Annotated in this window: 18 protein-coding genes and 1 pseudogene; 10 read left to right on the top strand and 9 right to left on the bottom strand. The window is 55.1% G+C overall.

The window, feature by feature from the left end; translation table 11 throughout:
* The first annotated feature begins 13 nt into the window (after nt 1-13).
* The 3 genes from C4S72_RS03960 to C4S72_RS03950 all read left to right on the top strand — a co-directional run bounded on the left by C4S72_RS03960 (nt 14) and on the right by C4S72_RS03950 (nt 1,583).
* A complete protein-coding gene (locus C4S72_RS03960; protein ID WP_235009041.1) occupies nt 14-460 on the top strand; it encodes a response regulator in 447 nt (148 codons plus the stop codon).
* Between the two features lie 63 nt (nt 461-523).
* Nucleotides 524-1,195, top strand: coding sequence for a response regulator (locus C4S72_RS03955; protein ID WP_104001746.1), 672 nt, complete (start codon nt 524-526; stop codon nt 1,193-1,195).
* 100 nt (nt 1,196-1,295) lie between these two features.
* On the top strand, nt 1,296-1,583 hold the full coding sequence (locus C4S72_RS03950; protein WP_104001745.1) for a hypothetical protein: 288 nt from the start codon (nt 1,296-1,298) through the stop codon (nt 1,581-1,583).
* Between the two features lie 9 nt (nt 1,584-1,592).
* On the opposite strand, the gene C4S72_RS03945 is transcribed toward C4S72_RS03950, so the two are convergent.
* Both C4S72_RS03945 and C4S72_RS03940 read right to left on the bottom strand, forming a co-directional pair.
* Nucleotides 1,593-2,024 (bottom strand): NUDIX hydrolase, encoded by a 432-nt coding sequence (locus C4S72_RS03945; RefSeq protein ID WP_200826662.1) that lies wholly within the window; start codon nt 2,022-2,024, stop codon nt 1,593-1,595.
* Nucleotides 2,014-2,487, bottom strand: coding sequence for a MerR family transcriptional regulator (locus C4S72_RS03940; protein ID WP_104001743.1), 474 nt, complete (start codon nt 2,485-2,487; stop codon nt 2,014-2,016). The genes C4S72_RS03945 and C4S72_RS03940 overlap by 11 nt, the downstream gene beginning before the upstream one ends.
* 348 nt (nt 2,488-2,835) lie before the next feature.
* Between C4S72_RS03940 and C4S72_RS03935 the strand changes: the two genes are divergently transcribed.
* The 5 genes from C4S72_RS03935 to C4S72_RS03915 all read left to right on the top strand — a co-directional run bounded on the left by C4S72_RS03935 (nt 2,836) and on the right by C4S72_RS03915 (nt 11,445).
* Nucleotides 2,836-3,855 carry a TRAP transporter substrate-binding protein gene (locus C4S72_RS03935; protein WP_104003043.1) on the top strand — a complete coding sequence of 340 codons (1,020 nt, stop codon included), beginning with the start codon at nt 2,836-2,838 and terminating at the stop codon, nt 3,853-3,855.
* Nucleotides 3,856-4,087: 232 nt separating this feature from the next.
* On the top strand, nt 4,088-6,562 hold the full coding sequence (locus tag C4S72_RS03930; protein ID WP_104001742.1) for a heavy metal translocating P-type ATPase: 2,475 nt from the start codon (nt 4,088-4,090) through the stop codon (nt 6,560-6,562).
* 150 nt (nt 6,563-6,712) lie between these two features.
* Entirely contained in the window at nt 6,713-7,462 is a 750-nt protein-coding gene (locus C4S72_RS03925) for an NYN domain-containing protein (RefSeq protein ID WP_104001741.1), read from the top strand.
* Between the two features lie 196 nt (nt 7,463-7,658).
* Nucleotides 7,659-9,770 carry a TonB-dependent siderophore receptor gene (locus C4S72_RS03920; RefSeq protein ID WP_104001740.1) on the top strand — a complete coding sequence of 704 codons (2,112 nt, stop codon included), beginning with the start codon at nt 7,659-7,661 and terminating at the stop codon, nt 9,768-9,770.
* 373 nt (nt 9,771-10,143) lie between these two features.
* Nucleotides 10,144-11,445 carry a tyrosine-type recombinase/integrase gene (locus tag C4S72_RS03915; protein WP_104001739.1) on the top strand — a complete coding sequence of 434 codons (1,302 nt, stop codon included), beginning with the start codon at nt 10,144-10,146 and terminating at the stop codon, nt 11,443-11,445.
* Nucleotides 11,446-12,107: 662 nt separating this feature from the next.
* On the opposite strand, the gene C4S72_RS03910 is transcribed toward C4S72_RS03915, so the two are convergent.
* The 6 genes and pseudogenes from C4S72_RS03910 to C4S72_RS03890 all read right to left on the bottom strand — a co-directional run bounded on the left by C4S72_RS03910 (nt 12,108) and on the right by C4S72_RS03890 (nt 20,762).
* A complete protein-coding gene (locus C4S72_RS03910; RefSeq protein ID WP_104001738.1) occupies nt 12,108-12,659 on the bottom strand; it encodes a DUF6933 domain-containing protein in 552 nt (183 codons plus the stop codon).
* Between the two features lie 24 nt (nt 12,660-12,683).
* Nucleotides 12,684-15,935, bottom strand: coding sequence for a type I restriction endonuclease subunit R (locus C4S72_RS03905; protein ID WP_104001737.1), 3,252 nt, complete (start codon nt 15,933-15,935; stop codon nt 12,684-12,686).
* Between the two features lie 32 nt (nt 15,936-15,967).
* Complete coding sequence (locus C4S72_RS03900) at nt 15,968-16,921, bottom strand: DUF5655 domain-containing protein (RefSeq protein ID WP_104001736.1); 954 nt, start codon at nt 16,919-16,921, stop codon at nt 15,968-15,970.
* A 126-nt stretch (nt 16,922-17,047) separates the two neighbouring features.
* Nucleotides 17,048-17,455 (bottom strand): annotated as a pseudogene (locus tag C4S72_RS25880) (restriction endonuclease subunit S); the annotation flags it as partial.
* Nucleotides 17,456-17,470: 15 nt separating this feature from the next.
* Nucleotides 17,471-18,331 (bottom strand): restriction endonuclease subunit S, encoded by an 861-nt coding sequence (locus C4S72_RS03895; RefSeq protein ID WP_200826661.1) that lies wholly within the window; start codon nt 18,329-18,331, stop codon nt 17,471-17,473.
* 127 nt (nt 18,332-18,458) lie between these two features.
* Entirely contained in the window at nt 18,459-20,762 is a 2,304-nt protein-coding gene (locus C4S72_RS03890; protein ID WP_104001735.1) for a type I restriction-modification system subunit M, read from the bottom strand.
* Nucleotides 20,763-21,441: 679 nt separating this feature from the next.
* Here C4S72_RS03890 and C4S72_RS03885 point away from each other — a divergent pair.
* Nucleotides 21,442-22,647: an MFS transporter gene (locus C4S72_RS03885; protein WP_200826660.1), complete on the top strand. Its 1,206-nt coding sequence runs from the start codon at nt 21,442-21,444 to the stop codon at nt 22,645-22,647.
* 198 nt (nt 22,648-22,845) lie between these two features.
* Entirely contained in the window at nt 22,846-24,552 is a 1,707-nt protein-coding gene (locus C4S72_RS03880; protein WP_104001734.1) for a potassium/proton antiporter, read from the top strand.
* Between the two features lie 74 nt (nt 24,553-24,626).
* Here C4S72_RS03880 and C4S72_RS03875 read toward each other — a convergent pair whose 3' ends face one another.
* The gene (locus C4S72_RS03875) at nt 24,627-25,508 is read right to left on the bottom strand and encodes a LysR family transcriptional regulator (RefSeq protein WP_104001733.1); all 882 of its coding nucleotides are present in this window, start codon (nt 25,506-25,508) and stop codon (nt 24,627-24,629) included.
* Nucleotides 25,509-25,601 lie beyond the last annotated feature (93 nt).

Raw genomic sequence — 25,601 nt, 5'->3', positions numbered from 1 at the left:
CGGATTGATAATTATGGAACATCAGATCGATATACGCAGTGAAAAGGAAGAGATTTCCGCCATTATCAAGCTGGCGGAAAACGGTGACGTAGTGATCTGTCATCGAGAGTCGCAGTTCGAAATCTGCAAGCACGCCCTGATCGAGGCACGCCTTGTCGGCATCACTATTCAACTGCTTGACGACGACGGTTACGTGATCCGCCAGACCTCCAGCAAAAAACGCTCGCAGGTACAGGGGCCGATGTTCAACGACCGCCAGTTAACCGTGATCAAAGCGCTGGAGAAGGTGCTCAGCCACTGCAAGAAAGAGGGGATCTCTCTGATCGGCTATAGCGACGAACTGGTCGCTCTGCCAACCAGTATCGCCGGAACCGAACTGGCGTCGGCTTACGCGGTCGATGTTTATACCTCTGGATGCTACCAGGGTGCCGAGGGTATTGATTCGCTGATCACTCAGTGACTAGAATCCATTTCAGGCCGTCCGGGACGACAGCCCGCACGCTCAACCGCAAAAGAGAGCACAATGAGCAACCCAATTCGCGTACTTCTGGTAGATGACCACTCGATCGTACGCTTCGGATATCAGCAACTGCTGACCCGATCCGATGATATCGAGGTAATCGCCGAGGCTGAGAACTGTGCTGACGCGCTACGAGCCTACCGCAACCTGAGCCCCGATGTAGTGATCCTCGATCTTTCGATGCCGATGGACAGTAATTCGGAAGAGATCCAGTCCACCGCCGGTGGCCTCGAAGCGATCCGCCGCATCCGCAGCTACGACAACAATGCCCGCATTCTGGTAGTGAGCGGTCTGGACTCAAACCCCTATCCGCAGCGCGCCGCGCAGGCCGGTGTCCAGGGCTATGTCACCAAGAGAAACGCCTCGGCAGAATTGCGTCAGGCCGTATTCAGCATCGCCCAGGGTGATAAGTTTTACTCTAAGTCAATCTCTCATCTTGTTGATTGCAAAGAGGAAGCTTACGAGGATAACCAGCTTTCACAACTCACTGCGCGGGAGTTGGAGATCTTCTCCATGATCGCCGAGGGCCATACCGTGAACAGCATCGCGGAGGTGATGCACCTGAGCCCGAAAACGGTTCACGCCCACCGTGCCAACCTGATGCGCAAGCTGAACATCTCCTCATCAGCGGAGATTATCCATATCGCCATGCGCGCTGGCATCCTTCAAACCTGATGCACCGGGACGCTTTTCGCGCTTATACTGCGAATGTAGTGCGGTTTTACTGCGGTAGTAGTTTCTGCAGAACCAGTGACTTTCGCGGAGAGCGTCCATCATGTCCGAGACACACCTAGCTCAGCATGACCAGGTCAACGATTCGCTATCCCTCTGGCACCTGATAGAGATCGGCGATCGGGTACGCATCGAGGCAAGCCTGCTTTCGGTGGAGGGCGATCTGCAGCTGCGCTCAGACAGGTATTACGAAGTGATCGGTAAATCCGCCCTGGACGCACCACACCACTGCCTTTACGTACAGTCTGATATCACCGGTGACGTCATCGAGCTGTTTCCGGGGTTCGTGGCCGACTACCAGCGCTCCGAAGAGCCGGCACATCACGCCTGAAACCCTAGCCTAAACAAGCGACGCAGCCTGATCCGCGATCCGCTCAACATCGGCACTCAACATCAAATCCTGGCACGCCAGCTCATCCAGGCGAACCCAGCGCGCGTCCAGGGCATCATCACCCGCCAGCGGCTCACCCTTCATCCACTCACAGCTAACCGCCACCAGCACATGATGCGACTTCAGATTCCCTGATTCATCCCGGTCGAACACATCCACCGCATTAAACACCCGAATCGGCCGGGCACTAACGGCCGTTTCTTCATAAAGTTCGCGCTGCACCGCATCCATCAGCGGCTCACCCGGTTCGATCTTGCCACCCGGAAATCCCCAAAGCCCCGCATCCGGCGGATTGGCGCGTCGAACCAGCAGGGCATGCCCCTCGTGAATAACAACGGCAATCACCGCGACGACCGGGCGAGAAGCGAAATCAATGTTCATGAGGCTTTGCCTTGGCATCTTCAGTTGCAGCGAGGGTAGTGGATTCAAGTTTGTGCTCATGGGCACACTTGGAGTGATCGCTAAGCACCTGAATCACCCGGCAATCCGACACAGTCTCCATCTCGCAGTGCTCCAGCATCCGCTCCAGCTCATCACGCAGCAGGCTGAGCTGCGCAATGCGCTGCTTTACGGCCTCCAGCTGATGACGGGCGATCTCATCCACCGCAGCGCAGGACTGATCCGGGTGATCGGCCAGCTGCAACAGATCCCGCACCGCATCCAGCGAAAACCCCAGCGAACGGGAGTGAAAGATAAACGCCAGCCGATCCGCCGCAGAATCGGGATAGACGCGCTGATTGCCCTCGCTGCGCCCAGGCTCCGGCAGAAGCCCGATCTTCTCGTAATAGCGGATGGTCGGCACCTTGACGCCGGTCGTCTTTGAAAGCTGGCCGATGGAAAGCATAAAACCTCTTAGATTCCTGATAGGAATCGCTAATCTAAAACCTGACGCTAGAGATGAAACCCGGAAATGGAACCCAGAAACTAAATCCTGAAGTTAAGCCGTGAAACAAAACCTATAGCCACTATAGAGATTAGACTCAGGCGCGATCAAGAGGAGAGGAGTGTCGGACCCGTTTCCCCATGCAGAATCACGCAGAGCTCCCTTAGACGTACCCAAGGCCACTCAACCAAGCCTGAATAGACAGAATCTATTTTCACTAGAGATACTATCGATTTGATGCATAAGGATCGGGAAATTAAGGTGTTCTCAACCACCTTTCGCGATAAAAATAAGAAAAGGACCACACGCATGACACCCAAGCACACGAGCTGCCTCGCCGGGGCGATCCTTAGCGTATTTGCCTGTGCCGCAAACGCCGAAACAACTCTTCGCTTTGCGCACCTCTGGCCTCAGGGCTCGGAGGTCAATATGAAAATCTTCGAACCCTGGGCAAAAGCCGTTGAGGAGCAGTCTGGCGGCGAGCTCAAAGTTGAGATCTACCCGTCGCAAACGCTGGTTAAATCAAGTTCCGCCTACGACTCTACCGTGCAGGGGATCACCGATATTTCAGCCACGCTGCAGGGCTATACAGCCGGGCGCTTCCCGTTATCAGAAATCGTTCAACTGCCAGGTATTTCCAGCTCTGCAACTCAGGGCGCCTGCATTCTTCAGTCGCTGTATGACGATGGCTCCATCGCTGCCGAGTACAAGGACACTCACCCCCTGTTTTTGTTTACCACCGGACCCGCTTACATCCATACACGCACGGCCGAAATCCAGAGCCCGTCAGATCTTTCGGGCATGCAGGTCCGTAAACCCAGCGAAGTAGCCGGCGAAATGCTCAGCAATATGGGTGCACAGCCGGTGGGCATGCCGGCACCCGACCTTTACGCCGCCGTTCAGCGCGGAGTCGTCGAAGGACTCAGTCTGCCGTGGGAGGCGATGAAGGTTTTCCGCATTAATGACCTGACATCACACCATTTAGAGATTCCTTATTACACCGGCGCCATAATGGCTACCATGAGTCAGCGCTCATACAACGCTCTTTCGCCGGAGTTACAGGCTGTTATCGACGCCAATAGCGGAATGCTCTGGTCCAAAACAGCCGGAGAGGTGTTTCAGGATCTGGACAGACAGGGCCGAGAGGAAGCTGTCGCAGCGGGCCACACCTTCGGGAAAGTCGAAGATCCCATGAACGACCCGGAATGGTCTGAGCCGCTCAAAACCGGTATCGAATCCTACCTGTCGAGACTCGAAAGCCGAGGTTTTGAGAACGCCCGCGCCATCTATCAAAAAGCCCTGGAATACCAGCAAGGCTGCGCCAGCTAAGCTGGTTAAGCCAAAGAGCGGCGCACTCGGCAACATCCTAGCCACTCAGGACCGAAACAAACAAAGCGCGGCCGCGACAGAGGCCGCGCGTACCCACCAGCTCCTCATCTACAGCCCAACGATCAATCACTCGCGCTAAGCAACCCACACAGCACTTGAACCTCTAGCCGCTATAGCTATTAGGATTAAACCTAGAAAGTAATATCGGTTCCCGGACGGGAGGAGGTTATTGATGAACGAAGCAAACCTGACCTCAACAGAGCGCTCATGGAAAGTCAGCGGCATGGACTGTGGCGGCTGCGCTGCCAAGGTACGCGGTGCCGTTGAGCGCCTGCCCGGCGTCAGCGAGGTTCAGGTATCGATGATGACCGAGACCCTGCGCCTGAAGCTGGATGAATCGCAAACTACCGTTGAGAGAATAGAAACCGCCGTCGACCGGCTTGGCTACGGCGTTCAGGCCATTGATGCGCCAGCGAGCGCGCCTGACGAAAGCCATAGCTGTGGCTGTTCACACAGCGGCTCAGGCAGCTGCAGCACGGCCAACAGTGAAACGCCTTTCGCGGCAACAGCAACGGACAGTCTCTCTCAAAAGATCAGCTGGAAAGTCAGCGGAATGGACTGCGGAAGCTGTGCCGGCAAGATCCGCGGCGCACTGGAGAAACTCCCCGGCGTCAGCGATATCCAGGTCTCGACTATGTCGGAAACGCTGAACCTGCGGCTTGAGCAGGGCGGCACAACCACTGCTGAGAACATCGAGAGCACGGTATCCGGCCTGGGCTTTAGCCTGGTGCGCAACGACTCTCAGAGCACAGTCAGCGAATCCTCCGAAGCAGAGCCCAAGCGTCAACGCTGGATCGCCAGCACTCAGGCCCGCTTGATTATGGTTACCGGCCTGCTGCTGACAGCCGCCTGGATCACACGCCTGGTTGCCGGTGAGGAAACCGCGCGCTGGGTGTTCGGTGTTGCCTGTCTTTCCGGCCTGGTTCCGGTCGCGCGTCAGGCGTTTGCCGCACTGCGCTCTGGTATGCCATTCACCATCGAGATGCTGATGACCATCGCCGCGGGCGGGGCGCTGATCATCGGTGCCACGGCCGAAGCCGCGCTGGTGGTATTCCTGTTCGCCGTGGGTGAAGCGCTGGAAGGTGTCGCGGCCAACCGCGCCCGGGCGGGCATTCATGCGCTTGGGCGCCTGCTGCCAAAGACCGCACGCCTGGAAACAGCCGATGGCGTGCGCGACATCGATGTAGATAAGCTCGCTATCGGCCAGATTGTTCAGGTACGCCCCGGCGACCGCATTCCCACCGATGGTGAGATTACCGAAGGCTTTTCCGGCGTCGATGAAAGCCCGGTAACCGGCGAGTCGATGCCGGTAGCCAAGGCGCCGGGCGACAGCGTCTTTGCCGCGTCGATCAATACCGAAGCGACACTGCGCGTAAAAGTCACCAAACCTGCCGGTGAAAACACCATCGCGCGGATTATCCGCATGGTGGAAGAGGCGGAATCCAGTCGCGCGCCGACGGAGCGCTTTATCGATCGCTTCAGTCGCTATTACATGCCCGCTATTGTCGGCCTGGCGACACTGGTTGCCGTGATTCCGCCGCTATTTTTCGGCGGACTCTGGGATACCTGGATCTACCGCGCCCTGGCGCTGTTGCTGATCGGCTGCCCCTGCGCGCTGGTGATCTCGGTGCCCGCATCTATCGCATCGGCGCTGTACGCCGGCACCCGCAGCGGACTGCTGATGAAGGGTGGATCGGTGATAGAAGCCGCCGCAACCATTCGTCAGATCGCCTTTGATAAAACCGGCACACTGACGCTGGGCCGCCCGCAATTGACAGACCTCAAGCCGGTCGATATTTCAGAGCCAGAACTGCTGAAACTGGCGGCTGCCGTGGAGATGGAGTCCAGCCACCCGTTGGCGGTGGCACTGGTGGCCCGGGCAACGGAGCAGGGACTCGATATCCCATCGATTCAGAACGCCCGCGTTATCGCCGGCAAGGGCGTTTCCGCAGAGATCGAAAACCGTCGCATCTACCTGGGCTCACCACAATACGCCCGGGATATGGGTATTTTGCAGCCAGAGACAGAGGCGAGCATCGAAGCCCTGGAAGAAGCGGGTAAAACCGTCGTGGCGCTGTTCGACGATACCCGCTTGCTTGGGATTCTTGCGCTGCGTGACGAACCACGCCCGGACGCCATCCTGGCGATCCGTAATCTTAAGGCCCTGGGGATCACCCCAATGATGCTCACCGGCGATAACCCGCGCACGGCCGCTGCGATCGCCGGCTTGCTCGATGTGGAGTTTCGTGCCGGGCTGATGCCGGAGGATAAGGTCAAGGCGGTGCAGGAGATGGCTTCCCGCGGCCCGACCATGATGGTCGGCGACGGTATCAATGACGCACCTGCACTGGCTTCAGCCCACGTCGGTATCGCCATGGGCGGCGGCACCGATGTGGCGATGGAAACCGCTGATGGCGCACTGCTGCGCAATTACGTGGATGATGTCACCGCCAAGATACGCCTGGCACGCGCCACCATGGCCAATATCCGCCAGAACCTGATGATTGCCCTGGGCCTGAAAGGTCTGTTCCTGATCACCACCATATTCGGTGTTACCGGCCTCTGGCTGGCGGTGATGGCGGATACCGGGGCCACGGTGCTGGTCACGCTGAATGCTCTGAGGTTGCTCGGTTTTCGGCATAAATAGACGGAGCGTCGGCAACGGTTCGCTCAACCAGCTAGACTCCAGGAGCAACCTTTAACATGCGCTCTTAAACAAGAAATTTAGAACAAGAGACTCAAGGAGCGGCGCCAGGTGATGGAAAGAAGCTATGGGTAGAAGCAATGGATAGAAGCAATGGATAGAAGAGAAAGGGACAGCAACCAGACGCTGGCCGTACTGATCGATGCCGACAACGCCAATCCACGCATCGTCGATGGCCTGTTGAATGAGGTCGCGAAGCTGGGTGTCGCCAGCGTCAAGCGGATCTACGGTGACTGGACCACGCCAAACCTGGGCTCCTGGAAGGCGGTACTGCTGGAGCACTCGATTCAGCCCATTCAGCAGTTCCGTTACACCACCGGCAAGAACGCCACCGATAGCGCCATGATTATCGACGCCATGGACCTGCTCTATACCGGCCCGTTCAGCGGCTTCTGCCTGGTCTCCAGCGACAGCGACTTCACCCGGCTGGCGGCGCGCATAAGAGAGGCGGGGAAGGTGGTCTATGGTTTCGGTGAGATGAAAACGCCCAAGCCCTTTGTCGCCGCCTGCGACCGCTTCATCTACACCGAAATTTTCACCAGCGACAGCGCAGAAAGCACCTCGTCGGCACCCGATGGGCCAGCGCTAAAGCAAAGCGCCAAGCAGCTTCGCGGCAACACCAAACTTCTGCAGATGATCCGCACCGGTATCGACACCTGTTCAGATGACAGCGACTGGGCCAACCTCGGCGCGGTCGGCAGCTATCTCAGCAAGGCGCTGCCAGACTTCGACCCACGCAACTACGGCTATCAGAAACTCACTGAACTGATCGACGCCATCGGACTGTTCGAGATTAAACGGGACGAGAAGGGTGTAATGATCAAAGACGCCAGAAAAGCCTGACAAGCTGCCGATTTCCGCATTCCACTGTCATGGACTCCGCTGCACTAAACGCCCGTTGAGCAAGCCGCTCAAGGCCGTACCTCCCTAGACACAATAATCACGAACGATATTGATTTGCATTACCGTTCATTATATTTTCGATACTGCATGACTGTAAGACCAGTCATTTTGCATCCGTAAGAACAGGGAGAGTTCAATGAGAGCCTATAAACACCAGGCCCTGGCGCTGGTTATCGCAGCGCTAGCCAGTTCTGGCGCAAGCGCCGAATCGACGGTAGAGGGAACTGCAGAGCCGGATAATACGGACGCTGAATCGGAATTCACGCTACTCGGCCCTCTGGTTGTTTATGGCGAACCGGAAAAGACCAAGTCTGCCACCAAGCTTGGCCTGTCGATCTATGAGACACCGCAGACCGTATCGGTCATCTCCAGAGACCAGATGGATGATTTCTCACTCCGAAACGCCGAAGAGGTTTTGCGCTATACCCCGGGCGTGACGGTGGAAAGGGTTGAAACCGATCGCACCTACTACACCGCTCGGGGCTTCGATATCGTCAACTTCCAGTATGACGGTGTCGGCGTGCCGTTTTCCTATGGCCTCAATCAGGGCCACGATGACAGCTTTATCTACGAGCAGGTTGAAGTGGTAAAAGGCGCCACCGGTTTGATTACAGGCCTCGCCAATCCGTCAGCCACCATTAACTTCGTGCGTAAACGCCCCACCGATGAAACCCAGGCACACTTTGCAGCATCCGCCGGCAGCTGGGATTACGGGCGGGTCGAGGCCGATGTTTCCGGCCAGCTGATAGAGAACAGGCTGAAAGGGCGGCTGGTCGTGGCGAAGCAGACCAGCGATTCCTACATGGACCGGTACTCACAGGATACAAATGTCTTTTACGGCGTACTCACCGCCGACCTTACCGATGCCAGCCGATTGACCGTTGGACACAGCATTAACGACGGCCACAGCGACGGAAATATCTCCGGCGGTCTGCCGCTGTTTTACGCCGATGGTGGCGTGACCAACTTTGATAGATCCACCAACACGGCCACTGACTGGGCCTACCAGGACGTCAAACAGACGCGATCCTTTGTCGAATATGAGCACGACTTGAATGACCGCTGGATGGCAAAACTGATCTACACCCATGCGGTGCAGGATAAGGATTGGGATACCTTTTACACCACCGGCGCTCCGGATCGGACCACAGGGCTTGGGCTTAGCGCCGACGCAAGCCGCTACGACGCCCGGGACAAACAGGATGTGTTCGATATGTATGTCACCGGCACCTTCGATGCCTGGGGGCAGGAACATGAGCTGGTGGTCGGCGCCAATTACGCCGATATCGACCTGACAGCCAGCTCGCGTTACGCAAGCGCCTGGCATTACGACCCGCTGGGAAGCGACTGGGCCGAAGGCAACACGCCGCGGCCAGAGTTCGATCTGTTCGACCCGGCCACCCAAACCACCGATATCGAGCAGGACCAGACCTCGTACTACCTCTCAACCCGCCTCAGGGCGACCGATAAACTCGCCGTATTGCTGGGCGCGCGCACCATCGACAGCGAGCAGAGCGGCATCAGCTATGGTGCCGATCAGGATGCGTCGGTGGATGAAACCGTACCTTACGCGGGCCTGACCTATGCAGCGCTACCGGGCACCATGCTGTACGGCAGCTACAGCAAGGTGTACCAGCCACAGACCTGGGTAGATTCATCGCTGGAGCCGCTTGGCGCCGTGGAGGGCGATAGCTGGGAGGTCGGCATCAAACAGGAACTGTTCGACTCAGGCCTGGTACTAACGCTGGCACACTTTGGCTCACGCCAGGATAACTTCGGTGAATGGGAATCAGTGGATCAAGCCAGCGGCCTCAATATTTACCGCGGTGTCGAGTACGACAGCAAGGGCTTTGAAATCGAACTGGCAGGGCAGGTGACCGATAACCTGCAGCTCAGCGCCGGTTTTACCGCGCTACAGATCGACGATGTGGATGGGCATGAAACCCGCACCTATATACCGACGCGCCAGTTTAAATTAGCCACTTCCTATCGCGTCCCAAGCATGGAAAACCTTCGGATTGGCGGCGGCGTGCGCTGGCAGAATGAGATCTACTATAACGGTGTCGAAGTTCAAGACAGCTACGCGCTGGTGGATCTGTTCGCCAAGCACCAGCTCACCGATAACGTCTCGCTGGCTTTAAACATCAACAACCTCACCAATGAGGAGTACTTTGAGAGTCCGCAGTGGGGGCAGGTGCTCTATGGCGAACCTCGCCGCGTGCTGGGCACTCTTACGTGGAAATACTAAGAGCCTGATCCGCAAAGCCTTCTGACAGGCTGAACACTTTTAAATCCCGGTCCGCGTATCGCCTGATACGCGGATCAGTGCATCCAGATCCACACCTTCCCGGTTTTGCCAGAGAAAAGCAGGGCAGCTGACGTTCTCCCGTCATTGACTCGATAAACCCAACCGGCAAACCGAATCATCCGCAGCGAAATGCGCACAGACCCGCGAGCTAACCTGAGAGCTCGGGCGGCAATAACGCGTATCAACAGACTGGTTATCAGACTGCTGAAAAACCCATAAAACCGATCTCGATGCCGATAATGCTATTTATCGGCATTATGCTGTAAACTATTGTTTTAGCGATATTTTAGCCTTCGAAATCAACGGTATTCCGATGCTCGACCTGCCTCCTGCCATGCCACTGTTTGATGCTGCCGCGCACCTTGAAGACGGCAATCCAACCGTGAACCAGCACCTCGCCACACTGACGCTGCGCCAGGTGCCCGATGCCACCCTGGTGTATGAGCTGGCTACCGACTGGCTGCTGGAGCAGCGAACTAACGAGAACAACTACAAGACCTACCGTAGTGAACTCACCACCTTTCTGTATTGGGCGTTTGAGGTCGAACAGATCTCAGTGGCGGATATCACGCGCCGTATTCTCACACGTTACATCGACTACTGCGGCGCACCGCCCAAGGAGCTGATCGCCTACCGCAATGTTGCTCAGTTTATGCTCAACAAGGACACCGACGAGCGGGTTCCAAATCCGCTCTGGCGGCCCTTTTTGGGTAAGAAACTGGACGGAGTGGAGCAGCCTTACCGCATCACCGACAAGGCGCTGAAGACAAAACTGGCGATTCTTTCTGCATTCTTCAACTACCTGATTTATGAAGAATATACTGAAAGAAACCCCGCTATGATGTTGATGAAAAACGGAAGATTCAAAACCTCTTCGCAAAACCTTGTCATGCATGAAGATGACGAGGAGGTCCGCGCCTTCACTGAACTACAGTGGTCCTACGTAATCGCCAGCGCCGAAAAGCTCGCCCGCAACGACCCTGAGCAGCATGAACGCACGCTATTCCTGATCAGCCTTATGTACGGCTGCTATCTGCGCATCTCCGAGGCCGCAGCCAAGCCCGGCTTTTCACCGGTCATGGGCCAGTTCCGCCGTGACAGCAAAACCGGCGTCTGGGGCTTTCATATCCCGCGCAGTAAAGGCGGCAAAAAGCGCACCGTGGCGGTCTCTAACGCACTGATCAAAGCGCTGAAGCGTTATCGCAGCCACCTGGGCCTCAATCCTTTGCCAACCCCCAACGAAAGTACGCCGCTGTTCGTGCGCCACCGTGCCGCTGGCCGAGGTCGAGACGCAGGTCTGCTAAACGCGAACCTGGGTATCCGGCAGCTACGCGAAGAGATCGACCAGGTCATCGAGTCAGCCGCCCAGCTCGCAGCAAAGGACGGCTTCGATCAGGACGCACGCGAAATGCGCCAGATGACACCACACAGCATTCGCCATACCGGCATATCCCATGACATCAACCTCAACAAACGACCGCTGTCACACGTGCAAGCCGACGCCGGTCACGACAGCATCGACACCACATCACAGTACCTGCACACCTCAAGGGTAGAGCGTCACGAGTCTGCCGCAGGGAAACCGATGGATCATCTTGCCGATTCCTATGACTGACTTCCTAACCAGGTAGCAAGGCAGTCTCTGTTGATCCATTTAGAGCCCAAATCAGGCCAAAACAGCACCAAGGTTGGTAAGCGCTTGTTGATCCGTACAGCCCCATATAGCGAACTACATAAATTCGTATAATGTATATTATGTTAAATATGGTATTTGAGAACGGCCTATCTGGATTGGCGTTTGGAATTTCACACTAAGGATCGGATCTCATCCTGGTTTGCCTGTGTCCAGGCTCGCCTGCTCTCGTTTACCTGGCTTAACTTAAGCGTCATCAGCGCGTGCCTGCCCGAAGCTCTGTTCTCACATTAACGATGAGATTGCTTCCGCCACCAAACCGTGCGGAGAGTTGCGAAGAATTGTTTTTAGCGGGTTAAGTGCCACGTTATGCAACCTGGCACACAACCCAAATTGGCTATCGTGTTGGAGTCCTCAGTATCGGCCCATCTGAAGCTGAACACTGACCACTCCGTATCAGGCAGTACCCAGTATGTATCGTGGCGAAATTATATGACCTTCAGGCGCTAGAACCCTTTTTGGTAATCAGGATGAGTCTGATGACCGTGCGGAGAGCTTCGAAGATTTGAGTTTCGCGGGCTGAGTGTCGTTCTTTTCAAGCTGGCGAACACTTCAAAATTTAGGAATTCTGGTTCTGGATCGGATCAATGCCTAGTTTCGTTCGGACCTGGCAAATCCTCCAATAGCTTTCGCATCGCGTTGGCTGGGATAAGATATTCCCGCTTAACCGCACCTTTAACGCTACGCGGGCATTCACAAAGACTGGCTGAAACCGAATACGGCGCCAGATCCATGATGTGACAGCCATCCCAGGTGAATGCTTCAAGATCAAGAATCGTGTTCTTCAACGTACCCTGGATCGAGCGGCTGCACTGCGTATCAAAGCTGAGCTCAGTGAATGAACTTACGGCACGCTCCATCAGCTCTGCGGGATACCCCAGCTTGAGCATGGTATTGCCCAGCATATCGCTGAACCAGAACGTCAGCTCCTTAAGCTTTTTCTGGGTCACGCCGATCAGCACCACTGAGAATCGTGTTTGGTCATGCGTAAACACCAGGCACTGGCGGTGCTGGATTGTGGTGATATTGGCGTGCCATTCTCCCAGTAATGCGGGGTTTTCTTCGGTCGAATCCGAGATTTCAAAGCCCGATTTTTTTAGTTTTTCGGCTAGTTTCTTAGTAACGTGAATTCTCATTACTATTGTTCAATAGTTTGATATTTAAGCCCTTATTTCTTTAATGAGCATGTCGAAAATTGTTCTAACAAATCCATTTTCCGTGGTCGGATTGCTGAGTATCTGCATCATCATCTCGCGTTTTGCCTCATCTGAATCCATGACTGCATCGATAACAGCCTGCGGGAAATCACCGAGAAACGCCTGATCAGGCGTGTTGTTCCTGAGCTGATGCATCACCCTTTCATTCTCCCCTACTTTGTCCGCTACGGTGCGTGCGTAGTTGAGCATGTCGTCGTCGGTCAGGTTATCGGTGATAAACAGCTCGTTCAGGCGCTTGAGAATGGTGGAGAGGAATTCCTCTTTCTTGTCCTTAGCTTTGGCGGAGCCCATCTCACTCCCAGGTTCCAGGCCGTATTCACCCTGCCCGTCTTTGAGCTTCAGATCCTGCTGCCTGATCTTGGAAAGACGATAATGGCTGAGCATCACATTGCTGAGGTCAACGTCATCTTCACCTTCGATTTTCTCGCGCAGCATCGGGCGTAAGTGTCGTGCGAAGAGGCTGAGTTTCTCCAACTCCTTGTCGTCGTAATCGACAATCTGGGACATAAACTCGTAGAAGCGCACAAAGGTGCCGAGGTCTTTCTTGAAGATCTCCAGCGCGTCTTTTGCCTGCTTGCACTCCTTGAGGCTGTTTTCAGCGTTGGCGATCAGCACCGCATCGCCCGCAGCCTTGCAGCGCTCGAACATCTCTTTGGCGGTTTTAAAGGCATCGACGGCAAGTTCATAGCGTTTCTGCCAGCGTTCAACCGCGGGTTTGCAGATGTTGCTGATCGCCGCGTTGCTTTTGTTGGGCACAAAGAATGCGGTGGTGAACTGCTCAACCTCGCTCCAGGTGAATATGCCCTGGGCCTTAAGCTTCTCGAACAGGTCGTAGACCTTGTTAGGGTCAGAAACGTCGGTCAGTTCAGCCGTCTGGTAATACGGCTGGAAAGCGTCGAGAATCTCCTGCGGATCGTTGAAGAAATCCAGTACAAAGGTGCCCGATTCCGCTTTACCCGGATAGGTGCGGTTCAAACGTGACAGTGTCTGTACGCACTCAACGCCTGCGAGCTTCTTATCGACATACATGGCGCAGAGTTTGGGCTGATCAAACCCGGTCTGGAACTTGTTGGCCACCAGCATCACCTGGTAATCATCGGTATCGAACGCCTTGCGCATGTCGCGGCCTTTCAGGCCCGGGTTCATGTTGATCTCGGTGAATTTCTCACCCAGCAGCGCCGATACGTTCGGGTCGTTATCGTTGAACTCAACTTCGCCGGAGAACGCCACCATGGCGTGAATCTTCACGTACTTGTTATCAGCGACGTACTTATCGAACGCCTTTTTGTAACGCACCGCTTCCTTACGTGAGCTGGTCACCACCATCGCCTTGGCCTGACCACCCAAAAGGCCCATCACGTTTTCCCTGAAGTGCTCAACAATCACCTGCACCTTCTGGGCGATGTTGTAATCATGCAGGCGCACCCACTGGTTCAGCTTCACCTTGGCTTTCTTGGCATCGACCTCTTCATCCTGCTCGCGTACTTTCTGGGCAAGGTTATAGGCCACCTTGTAGCTGGTGTAGTTCTTCAGCACATCGAGGATAAAGCCTTCCTCAATCGCCTGGCGCATGCTGTAGACATGCCAGGCCTCGGGCTTGTTGCTGCTGGATGCAGGGCTGTCGGGATCGGGACGACGACCAAAGAGTTCCAGGGTTTTCGGCTTGGGCGTGGCGGTAAAGGCAAAGAAGCTCAGGTTCTGATTGCCTTTACGGGCGGCCAGCGTTGCATCCAGCAGATCCTCAGAGGTCAGCTCCTCCTGGTCGTCATCAGGCTCCAGCATCAGCACCTCTTTCAGCTGGCGGGCGGTGGAGCCCGATTGCGAGGAGTGCGCCTCATCGGCGATTACCGCGTAGTTACGCTCTTTCAGGCTGACACTGTTCTCGATCGCCTTCAGCACAAAGGGGAAGGTCTGAATGGTAACGATAATAATCGGCTGGGCGCTCTCCAGCGCGGCAGCGAGCTTCTCCGACTTGGAGCCATCGCCCTCTTTGTTGTTGATGCGCCCCACCACGCCATCGGCATGTTCAAACTGGTAGATGGTGTCCTGCAGTTGATCATCCAGCACCGTACGGTCGGTGACGACAATCACCGAGTTAAACCGCTTGTTGCCGTTGGCCTCATAGAGAGACGCCAGTTGATGCGCCGTCCAGGCGATGGAGTTGGACTTGCCAGAGCCTGCGCTGTGCTGAATCAGGTACTTGTGGCCTGGGCCTTTCTCGCGGGCATCACCGACCAGTTTGGTGACCACATCCCACTGATGATAACGGGGGAAGATCAGCGTCTCTTTCTTGGTTTTCTTGCCCTGCCAGTCCTCTTTCTCTTCGATCTGAAGGTGAACAAAGCGAGCCATAATGCGCAGGATATTGTCGGGGGCCAGCACCTCCTGCCAGAGATAGGCGGTGGCGTATTCATCCACATTCTCGGGCACATCGTTGCCGGCGCCGCCCTCCTTCGTGCCCTTGTTAAACGGCAGGAAGAAGGTGTTATCACCCTCCAGCCGCGTTGCCATATACACCTCGTACTGACTCACGGCAAAGTGCACCAGCGCACCGCGCTTAAAGGTCAGCAGCGGCTCCGGCTTATTGGTGGCCGGGTCTTTCGGCAGGCGGGTCTTTTTGTACTGTTTGATCGCCCGCTCGACCGCCTGTTTGAACTCAGACTTCAGCTCCAGCGTGGCGATCGGCAGACCATTAAGGAACAGAACAAGATCAATTCGCCACGCCTTGGCCTGCGTGCCGGTCAGTGCCAGATGCTCGGCACTGGCATAGGGGCTGTAGACCAGCTCCGGCACCACGCGCAGGCGGTTCTGCTGATAGCGGGCCAGCGTATCGGGGTTCAGGTCGTGATCGGGTTTGAACTGGCAAAGACGGAAACGGGTGCCACGGTCTTTTAGCTCATGGCGCAGCACACCGAGGGTACCGAAGGTACGCATCTCTTTATTGGCAGCGTTTGGGTCGACTTTACTGAGCTGGCTGGTCACCCGATCCAGAAAGGCTTTTTCAGGATCGTTGGGATAGAGCTTGCAGTACTTCTGCCACTGCTCAGGCTGGGTATCCTGTACAAAACCAAGCAGGTCGGGCTCGTAGAGCGCCCGTTCGCGGTTGTACTCGGCAGGCTCGCCCAGCAACCAGCCGTTGGCCAGCATCTCTTGAATGATATCGTTCTGAAAGTCGACTTCTTTTGCGCTACTCATTGGGTAAGTGTCCCTACTCCGCGTCTATTCCGTTAACTAGCCTGATAGCTCTTTAGGATCAGTGCAAAGGTTTTTTCTAATTCAGATTCGTTGCGGAGGTTCACTTCAAGGTTTCCTCCCCCACCCCAGTGGCCGATTTCTGTTACATCGCGGCTGAAATTCGGTTCCAGACTTTCCTCGATCGGGTTTAGCCTCAGGTAAAGTTGTAGTCGCGGATCTTTTTGCTGAGGTTGTACTACGATGCTCACGAAGTTCTTGATTCGTTTGAATGCGGTATAGAGCTTTAGATCCTTGCGCTGCACTTCATCGCCCAGGCCGCTGGCGTACTCGCACACCTGGTTGTAGAGACTCAGCAGCTCGGCGGAGGATTCAGCCAGGCGCTCTTCATGGGTTTTATCAGTGGGCTTGTTTTTGTTCGCGCTGGCGGATGCTTTGGCACCATCGAGCGGCGTCGAATGAGGCTTCGTCGATGCTGCGTCGGCGGTCTGCACATTCACCAGTTCCAGCAGCAATAGATCCTTGCCAAAGTAGCGGTAACGCATCAGCTCGATATTGCGATTGATCTGCTGCACCGCATGTTCATCGTAGCGGGTGAAGTCAGCAGCGATACAGATCAGCCGCGTACCGCTCCACTCAATCGCTTCCGTCAGGTCCTTATCCAGCTGCTTCATCACCAGCAACTGAAACTCAGCCTGATGATCCAGCAGCCAGTCGAGATAGAACAAACCCTGATTGATCACATTCTCGTTACTGTGCCGCTTATACTCGATTATCACCGGGCAGTTATTTTCATCCAGCCCCAGTGAGTCGATGCGCCCCTTATGGGTCTTGCCCGTGCTGTACTCGCTGGCAAGAAAGCGAACCCCAAGAAAAGTCTCCATCTGGCTTTCGATCTGGTTCTGTAGATCCTTTTCCAGCAGCGCGCTGCTGCCAGCCAGTTCGGTGGCAGTGTCTGCACCGATGGAGAAGAGTTTGATATCGCTCATACTACGGCTTCCTTGCTGGCTTAGGGCTATGCAGGTTTCCAGTTATGTAGATCGGTGACATACAGGGATGGGCTAATACCACGAGCGCATGGATGCGCAGAAGCGGTGCTTGCCGACCAGTACCCGCTATGCTGCATCCGTATCACCCGCCTTGAAGTTACGAACGTCTATCTTGCCTGTGACGGCGGCGGAGATTAGGACGGTGCGGCGTTCTTGCAGAAGGGACACGAAGGCGTCTGCCTTTTCTATGCTCTTATCAATCGAGCGAAGTCTTTTGAATATCTGATCTGAAATCTTACTTTGTTCTTGTAAAGGCGGAATCGCTGCACGCAGTGATTTCACATCATCCATTCCGATGGTCTTTATAGTTGCTCCGAATGTATAACGCTCGAATTCTTCAGTCATTGCATAAAAAACAAGTAATAAAAACTCAGGAAGCAAAATATTCTCATGACAGAGCCAAGCAATAATATGCTGAGAAACAGCCATAGGCTTTGTCGTAATTGCACTTAGACCTATTGATGCATCTCGTGTAAAAACAACAGCTTTTTAAGGCAACAAACGCGCGGAAGAATTCTGTATACCTAGAAGGTTAACTTTATACTTCGTATCTTCTATGTAATCTACGACCTTTAAGGTTTTCGAATCGTTAAGGGATACCCAAGGTATATCGCAGTCGATCCAATATTCTTCTATTTTCTTATCCGGTGTGTGTCCACTTTCAATTTTAGCGAACTGTTTGATGCAGCCAACATCCCAATGCTCAGGCACTTCCCCCAACCACTCCACACCTGAATCTTTCATCGGCGCATCGGGGTTTAGGCCCTTGGTGACGGCATGGCTGATCACCGCCTGACGCTTCTCTTTCAGCAGCTTGATCAGTTGCTGCTGCTTTTCGATCAGAGTGTCGATCTTGGTGGTTTCGTGGTCGAGGAATTTCGCTATAGTCTCCTGCTCAGAAAAGCTGGGGAAGGGAAATACATTGGATCCCAAATCTTCCTGAGTCATGCTTGGCAGAGCTGTACTCGTAGAGTAGAAACCAAACGGGATGGTCAAAGCACAGTAGTATAAGTATCGAGGATATGTATTTCTCTGAATCTCTGTATAAAACATCGTATCGACGGTCCAAAAAGGAGCGTTGATATATAAAGGCTTATCTATAGTGCCTTTACGTCCAAGTAATATAGATTCGCCTGAATAAAGATATTTCGATGCTTTTGTAAATTGTCCACCAGATCCAATTACTGGATACCCCGAAGCCGTCTCATCGACTTCTACATGTTTATAGTCTTGCCCGTTCTTTATTCGAGCCATATGTTTGAGGCGAATAAGTTGCCATTGAGCAGGAATTTGGCCTATGCGTTTATTCGACGAGTCACTATAGCTAGGGTACGAAAGATATCGATTCATCGTAAGAACTCCTCATGGCGAGGATTGTTTCGTGAGCAGAAGGCGCGCCTGCGCGCAGCGACGGAGCATAGTGAACTATGTGACGGAGCGAGCACAGCCGCAACGCGCTGATCGCGGAAAAAGACCGTCATGAGTGAACCTCCGCCAGCAGGTCCATAATTTCCCGACTAACGGCATCAAGATCCGCATCAATCTCTTCAAGACTCCTCGGCGGCTGATACACATAAAAATGGCGATTAAACGGAATCTCATAGCCAACGATCCCGATCTCGCCATCCTTATCATCGCGCTTGTTGGCATCGATCCAGGCGTCGGGCACATGGGGCGCCACTTCGCGGTCGAAGTACGCTTCGATAAGGGCTTCAACCCGTTTTGATGGATCAAGCGGCACGTTCTCGTTATCGCGCAGATCGCCATCGGGCTGATATTCAACCACGGCCAGTTTACCGTTAACGGTAGCTTCGAAAGCGCCGTACTTCGGCTGGGCTTCCTCTTTCAGTACCTTTTTGATCACCCGTGCTGCATCGGGGTTTTTCCAGCTGATGACGTCTAGCAGCTGTTTTTTCTGCTTGGCGTCCAGCTTGATGCCTGTAGCTTTCAGCGCCTTTTTCAGCTCATCTTCAAACCGGTTAAAGTCATCGCACTGAGCAGAGACGATACCACCCTCGCCCATCTGCTGTGCCAGTTGATCGCGCAGTTGTTTGGCGCTATCCAGCAGTGCTTTCTGCTCGCGCCAGAGTTTGGGGCTGAGCAGATCCTTGATCTGTTTCTCTTTGAGTTCAGGGAAGCTGGCTTTCATCTCTACCCTGATCTCTTTCTCGACCGCTAACAACTCACCGTAGTTCTCGGCATTCCACTTCTGGCCAAACTGCTCCCAGATCCACTGCATCGGTGCATTAAAGGGTTTGGGCGCAAAGCGCAGTGTTTCGAGACGTGCATCATCCATTCGCACCGACAGGCGCAGCGGGCGCTCGATGGTGAGGCGGCGGTAACCGAAGTCGGTGGTCGCGAAGATCTTGGTGAGCGGCTGGTCGTTGCTCGGATCGGTGGCGCTGGCGTCATCAAAGGCACCGAACTCGCGGGTGATGGTGCGGATATCGGCTTCGGTCAGGTATTTGCGTTTGGAGCCCAACGACTTGCGCATCTTGCTGGAGAGGTTCACGCCGTTGATCAGCTGCACCTTGCCTTTGCGCTCGGCGGGCTTCTTGTTGGAGAGCACCCAGATATAGGTGGCGATACCCGTGTTGTAGAACATATCCGTGGGCAGCGCGACGATGGTTTCCAGCAGGTCGGTTTCCAGAATATAACGGCGGATCTCGCTCTCGCCGCTGCCTGCGCCGCCGGTAAACAGTGGCGAGCCGTTGAGGATGATCCCGATACGGCCGCCGCCTTCGATGGAATCACCATCGGACGGCGTGCGGTCACGCAGCTTGCTGATCAGGTGCATCAGGAACAGCAGCGAGCCATCGGATACACGCGGCAGACCCGGCCCAAAGCGTCCGTCGTAGCCTTTGATTGTGTGCTCGTCCTTGATATCCGTTTCGACCTTTTTCCAGTCCACACCGAACGGCGGATTGGAGAGCATGTAGTCGAATTTGTCGGCATAGAGCTGGTCGTTGGAGAGGGTGTTGCCCAGCTTGATGTTGTTGACCTCCTGTCCCTTGATCAGCATATCCGCCTTGCAGATGGCGTAGGACTCGGGGTTCAGCTCCTGACCGTAGGCGCGGATCACGGCGTTGTTGTTCATCTGAACCACATACTCCATGCCGCTGGAGAGGAAGCCGCCCGTACCCGCAGTCGGGTCGTACACGGTGCGAATAATCCCCTCTTTGGTCAGCGCCTCATCATCCTCCATAAACACCAGCGAGGTGGTGAGGTGGACGATATCGCGCGGGGTGAAGTGCTCACCCGCTGTCTCATTGGAGCTTTCTGCAAAACGACGGATCAGCTCTTCAAACACCAGTCCCATCTCGTGGTTGGAAAGGTGCTCTGGACTGAGGTCGGTATCCTTGAACTTCTGCACCACCTTAAAGAGCAGGTTTACGTCATTCAGCTGACCGATAAATTCGTCGAACTTGAAGTATTCAAAGATCTCCCGTGCATCACGAGAGAAACACTGCACGTAGTTCTCCAGGTTATCCTTGATACCCGTCTCGCCAAGGGTCGCCAGCGTCATCGGTGAGGTATTAAAGAACGCCTGCTTGGTGGCCCGAAGCACCATCTTCTCGGCCGCATCTTCAGGCAGCCCCATGCCTTTGACCTTCTCATGAGCGGCCAGCACCGCTGCTTTGTCGGCCTCCAGCACACACTCCAGACGGCGTAGCAGCGTAAACGGCAGGATCACACGCCCATACTGGCTCTGCTTGAAATCACCACGAAGAAGATCCGCCACAGACCAGATAAACGCGGCGGTTTGAGAGAAGTTTTCCATGGAAGTAATTGCCTAATCCATTAAGGCGGGCGTATGTGAGGATGAAGGATCGCCCGCGTAATTCTGTTTGGAAATCAGTGTACTACATCAGTGACGGTCAACGGCAGGCTAATCAATTGCACCGGGCCCCAATAGACCACCTGTGCCTCGCCAGACGTCGTCGGAGGTCGATCCGGTGCCAGCTTCTTCGAGCCCTAAAACTGTACCGAAGAAATCTCAGGCCACTTTAACTCTCGGGAACGCCGTAGTTGAACGAAAATCTCATGAAGCACTCCCCCAAATAACAATCTTCACTGAGCCAGGTGAACACTTCCCGCGCACCCTAACCGTTCGATGAAGCTATCACTGATCGTTAAGCCTTTTCCCATGCTTCCCTGCGAATAGTAGTCAGTCTCTGCTAAAATCTAGCCCTCCGAGCGTCATCAAGATCGGCGCAGGCAGCTAGCGGAAAGCAGCGTGTTCCTCCTCGCGTAGATACTCGCTCCCGATTACCCCTGGATAGCACCGCAACCTGCACTAAAGTTTTTATTCGGGTAAAGAGAGGATGAAATCGTGCGTCCGATGACCTCAGATCCAAAAGCCAAACAAACCCCTTGAGATCAATAGCCAAGGGCGGCGCTGACCGCCGACAACCCTGGCTCCCTGAGACAACCTCTGAGCCAACTGCAGTAGGAAGACGATGAATAAGACCCTGCCAGTCAGGAACGATAGGCTGTTAAATCCGGTGTTGATCGCGGGCTGCATCATCATCCTGGTCAGTTTTTCCGTGCGAGCCACCTTTGGTTTGTTTCAGATTCCCGTAGCAGCGGATTTCGGCTGGCTGCGTGAAGAGTTTTCTTTTGCCATCGCGCTACAGAACCTGTTTTGGGGGATTGGACAACCTCTGTTCGGTGCCATCGCCGAGCGTTACGGTGACCGAAAAGCGATCGTAGCGGGTGCCGCCTGTTACATTGTCGGTTTGATGCTGTCCGCTTTCGCGATTACACCGGGACAACATCAGATCCTAGAGATGTTGATCGGCTTCGGTATCGCGGGGACAGGTTTCGGCGTGATCCTCGCGGTCGTCGGCAGATCCGCCCCTGAAAAGCATCGTTCGATGGCACTGGGTATAGCGACAGCCGCCGGTTCGGCAGGTCAAATTGTCGGGCCACCTGTCGCACAGCTGCTGTTGAGTGCTATGTCCTGGCAATCGGTGTTTCTCTTCTTCGCTGGCTTTATCGCGCTTTCACTGCTGGTTCTGCCACTGATGCGGGTGGCACCACCTGAACAGCGTGGTGAGAAAGACGCCTCAATGGGAGAGGTGCTCAAACAGGCGCTCAGGGATCCAACTTTCGCCTTTATCTTTATCGGCTTCTTTTCCTGCGGCTATCAGTTAGCCTTCATCACCGCGCATTTCCCGGCGTTCATAACCGAACTTTGCAGCGCTGTAGCCCCCGGTAGCGTCATTCAGGCGCTCGGCATATCGTCCACGACCATGTTAGGCGCCGTCTCCATTGCGCTGATCGGCCTGTTCAATATTGGCGGCACGCTGGCAGCGGGCTGGCTTGGACAGCGGTATTCGCGTAAGTACCTGCTGGCCTCTATCTACATGCTGCGCACGCTCGTAGCCGGAGCCTTTATTCTCAATCCGATCACACCGGAATCCGTCTTGCTCTTTTCGATTGCGATGGGCTCTCTCTGGCTAGCCACAGTCCCACTCACTTCAGGCCTGATCGCCCACATCTATGGACTGCGCTACATGGGCACCCTGTACGGAATCGTGTTTTTTCCCATCAACTCGGAGGCTTTCTCGGGGTCTGGCTTGGAGGCGCCATGTACGACCTGTACGCCAGCTATACATTGGTATGGTGGATTGGCGTCGGGTTTGGTGCGCTATCGGCATTGATTCACCTGCCGATAAAAGAGCAGCCCTGGTCACCCAACAACAGGCTGTTTGAGCCTGCTTAACAGCAAGAGCTCCGTATGGAAAGCGATGATGTAGAGTTGCTCGTCGTCGCTGCCCTGGCCCGGTAAACCGCGTACCATCAAGTTTTAGTTTCGGCTTTTTAGCTTCGGCTTTCTAGCTTCGATAAAGGAAACACCCATGTTTGCTATCGACCATATCATCCTGCTGGCGGCAGTCCTGATTCTGCTAGGGATTTTCTCCAGTAAATTATCCGCCCGGCTCGGGCTGCCAGTACTGGTGCTCTTCCTGCTTGTAGGCATGTTGGCCGGTGAAGACGGTATCGGGATCTCCTTTGACAATGCGGAAGGCGCTCACGCTCTGGGCACCCTCGCGCTGGCGATGATTCTGTTCGACGGTGGCCTGCAGACGTCGCTCTCTTCAATCAAGAGAGTCTGGAAGCCAGCATCGCTTCTGGCCACTATCGGTGTGCTGGTAACGGCCACAATTACCGGACTGACCGCCGCTCTCATTCTTGATCTCTCACCGTTGGAAGGGATGTTGCTGGGGGCGATCGTTGGATCAACCGATGCCGCTGCCGTGTTTTCGCTGCTCAGGAATGCGGGGATTCATCTCAATCCTCGCCTGAAATCCACGCTCGAGATCGAAAGCGCATCGAACGATCCGATGGCGATTTTCCTCACCGTTGGCTTACTCGATATCCTGGTTAACGACATGACGCCGGGTATCGGCCTGCTACAGCTGTTTGTGATGCAAATGGGGATTGGCGCCGCCGTCGGGCTATTGATCGGATGGTTGGCGGTTAAGGTGATCAATCGGATTGACCTGACAGCGTCTGGCCTCTACCTGGTCCTCGTCACCGCCTTTGGCTTGCTGGCCTTTGGCATCGCCGCGAATCTCGAAGGCAGCGGCTTCCTGGCGATCTTCATTGCCGGTGTCATGATCGGCAACAAGCGTTTTGTCTTCCAGCGCAGTACCTTCCTGTTTCACGACGGCCTCGCATGGCTCAGCCAGATCATGATGTTCGTTGTTTTGGGGCTGCTGATAAATCCGGAATCCCTGCTCGACGTCTGGTTCCAGGGGCTGCTGATTGCGGCGGTGTTAATCCTGGTTGCCAGACCTTTGGCAGTGGTGCCAATCCTTAAGTACTTTGGTTTTAGCAAGCCGGAGATAGGGTTGGTTTCCTGGGTCGGCTTAAGGGGCGCGGTCCCTATTATCCTGGCGATCTTCCCTTTGCTGTTCGGCTTACCCAATGCACCACTGATTTTTGACGTGGTGTTCTTCGTCGTACTGATATCTGCCACCATTCAGGGCTCCACCCTGCCCTGGCTGGCTCGAAAACTGGGCTTAACCGAGCCACCGCCTGCAATCTCCGCCGCCACTCTTGAGATAACATCCTTGGGCGATGTTGATGCCGAAATCGTGGAGTACACCCTGGGCAACAGCCCTCGGGTGGATGGTTTGCTGCTGTCGCAGATGGCACTGCCGGACAGCACCATTGTCGCAATGATCAGCCGCGGTTCGAACGTTATACCTCCGCGAGGCTCCACCCGTCTGTGTGCCGGCGACCATCTGTTCGTGGTTCTCAGGCCAGAGCTGCGGCCTTTTGTGGATTGTATTTTTGCAGAGTCACTGGACAGCAATGCCAGTGAACTGCTGAAGACAAAACTCAATTTAAAGGGCAGTACCCGGGTTGAAGACGTACTGCGTGCTTACGGTATAGAGTTGTCTGAAGACCGAACAAAAACGCTGGAGCAACTCACAAGAGAAGCGCTGGGATCCCGCGGAGAAACCGGAGCGACAGTGAACATTCGCGGCGTTCAGCTGGAAATCGCCGATATGCTGGATGAAAGGCTGACTACCATTAGCCTGTCGATCAGAGCCTAGTTTCTCTTCAGGGTGGCGGTTATCGAGCCGCTGCCCGCACCTCTATCGGTTTTACGCTGCCCAAGTATTCGTTATCAGTTCCTGAGTTTGAGCAGCTCCTGCCAAAGCGCATTAGCTTCACGGCTTAACGGCTGCTCATTCAGCCGGATCAGGTAGATCGGCACCTCACTCTCTGACGGGAAGTTTTCGATCTGCAGTTGGATAAGCTCTCCTGATGCCAGCTCCTGCTCGACCATATGGGCCGGAATCCTGGCCCATCCCATTTCAGCCAGCAGCAGCGCCTTCTTCATCTGGTAGTCGGTGACGTACCAGAGATGGCCGCCGGGAATAACGTTCACGTGATCGAAAGGCGCCTGCGAACCACTGTCGGTGATCAGTATATGAGGCCGCGACCTCAATACCGACTGGGGCACCAGCCCCTCCGGCAAATCGGGAACAAAGCCCGGGGCAGCCACAGTGATCATCTGGATACGGGAGATTTCGGCGAACTCGTAGCGCTGGTCCAGGCCACGGTGCGGGCCGATGGCGATTTCAGCGGTTTCGAGGTGCAGCTGCTCCAGTACGCCGGACAGATGCTCCGTCTGGATATGCAGGCGCAGCTCCGGGTGGTCGCTGCAAAAGCGCCGAATGATATCCAGCCCCGGTGGCAGCGAACACATGGCACTGAGCGCGATCGATAGCGTAGGCGCGGGATCTGCCGCCAGGCGGTGGCCCAGCTGCTCCAGCTCATCGGCCTGGGACAACAGCTTGCGCGCCTGATGGTAGAAGGTCCTTCCCTCGCTGGTCAGTTGCGGCCGGTAGTGGCTGCGATCGAACAGCTGCAGGCCGAACTCCTCCTCCAGCACCCGCACCGAAGCACTGACACTGGACTGTGTCTTGAACAGATGGCTTCCCGCCGCACGGAAGCTGCCCCACTCCACCACCGCGATAAACGCCCTTAACTGTTCGTTGGTCATGCTTGCCCCATGGTTTTCTCTACGGCCCGTGCGTTAACCGGCCGCAACATGATCGAGTTAGGCGATCATATTAACAAAAACATAGCGTTATCT

Origin of the sequence: Marinobacterium lutimaris (assembly GCF_900108065.1) — a bacterium.
In the GTDB taxonomy this organism is placed as follows: Bacteria; Pseudomonadota; Gammaproteobacteria; order Pseudomonadales; family Balneatricaceae; genus Marinobacterium_D; species Marinobacterium_D lutimaris.
The sequence above is the reverse complement of the archived record's forward strand: the minus strand, read 5'-3'. Positions and strand labels throughout refer to the sequence as shown.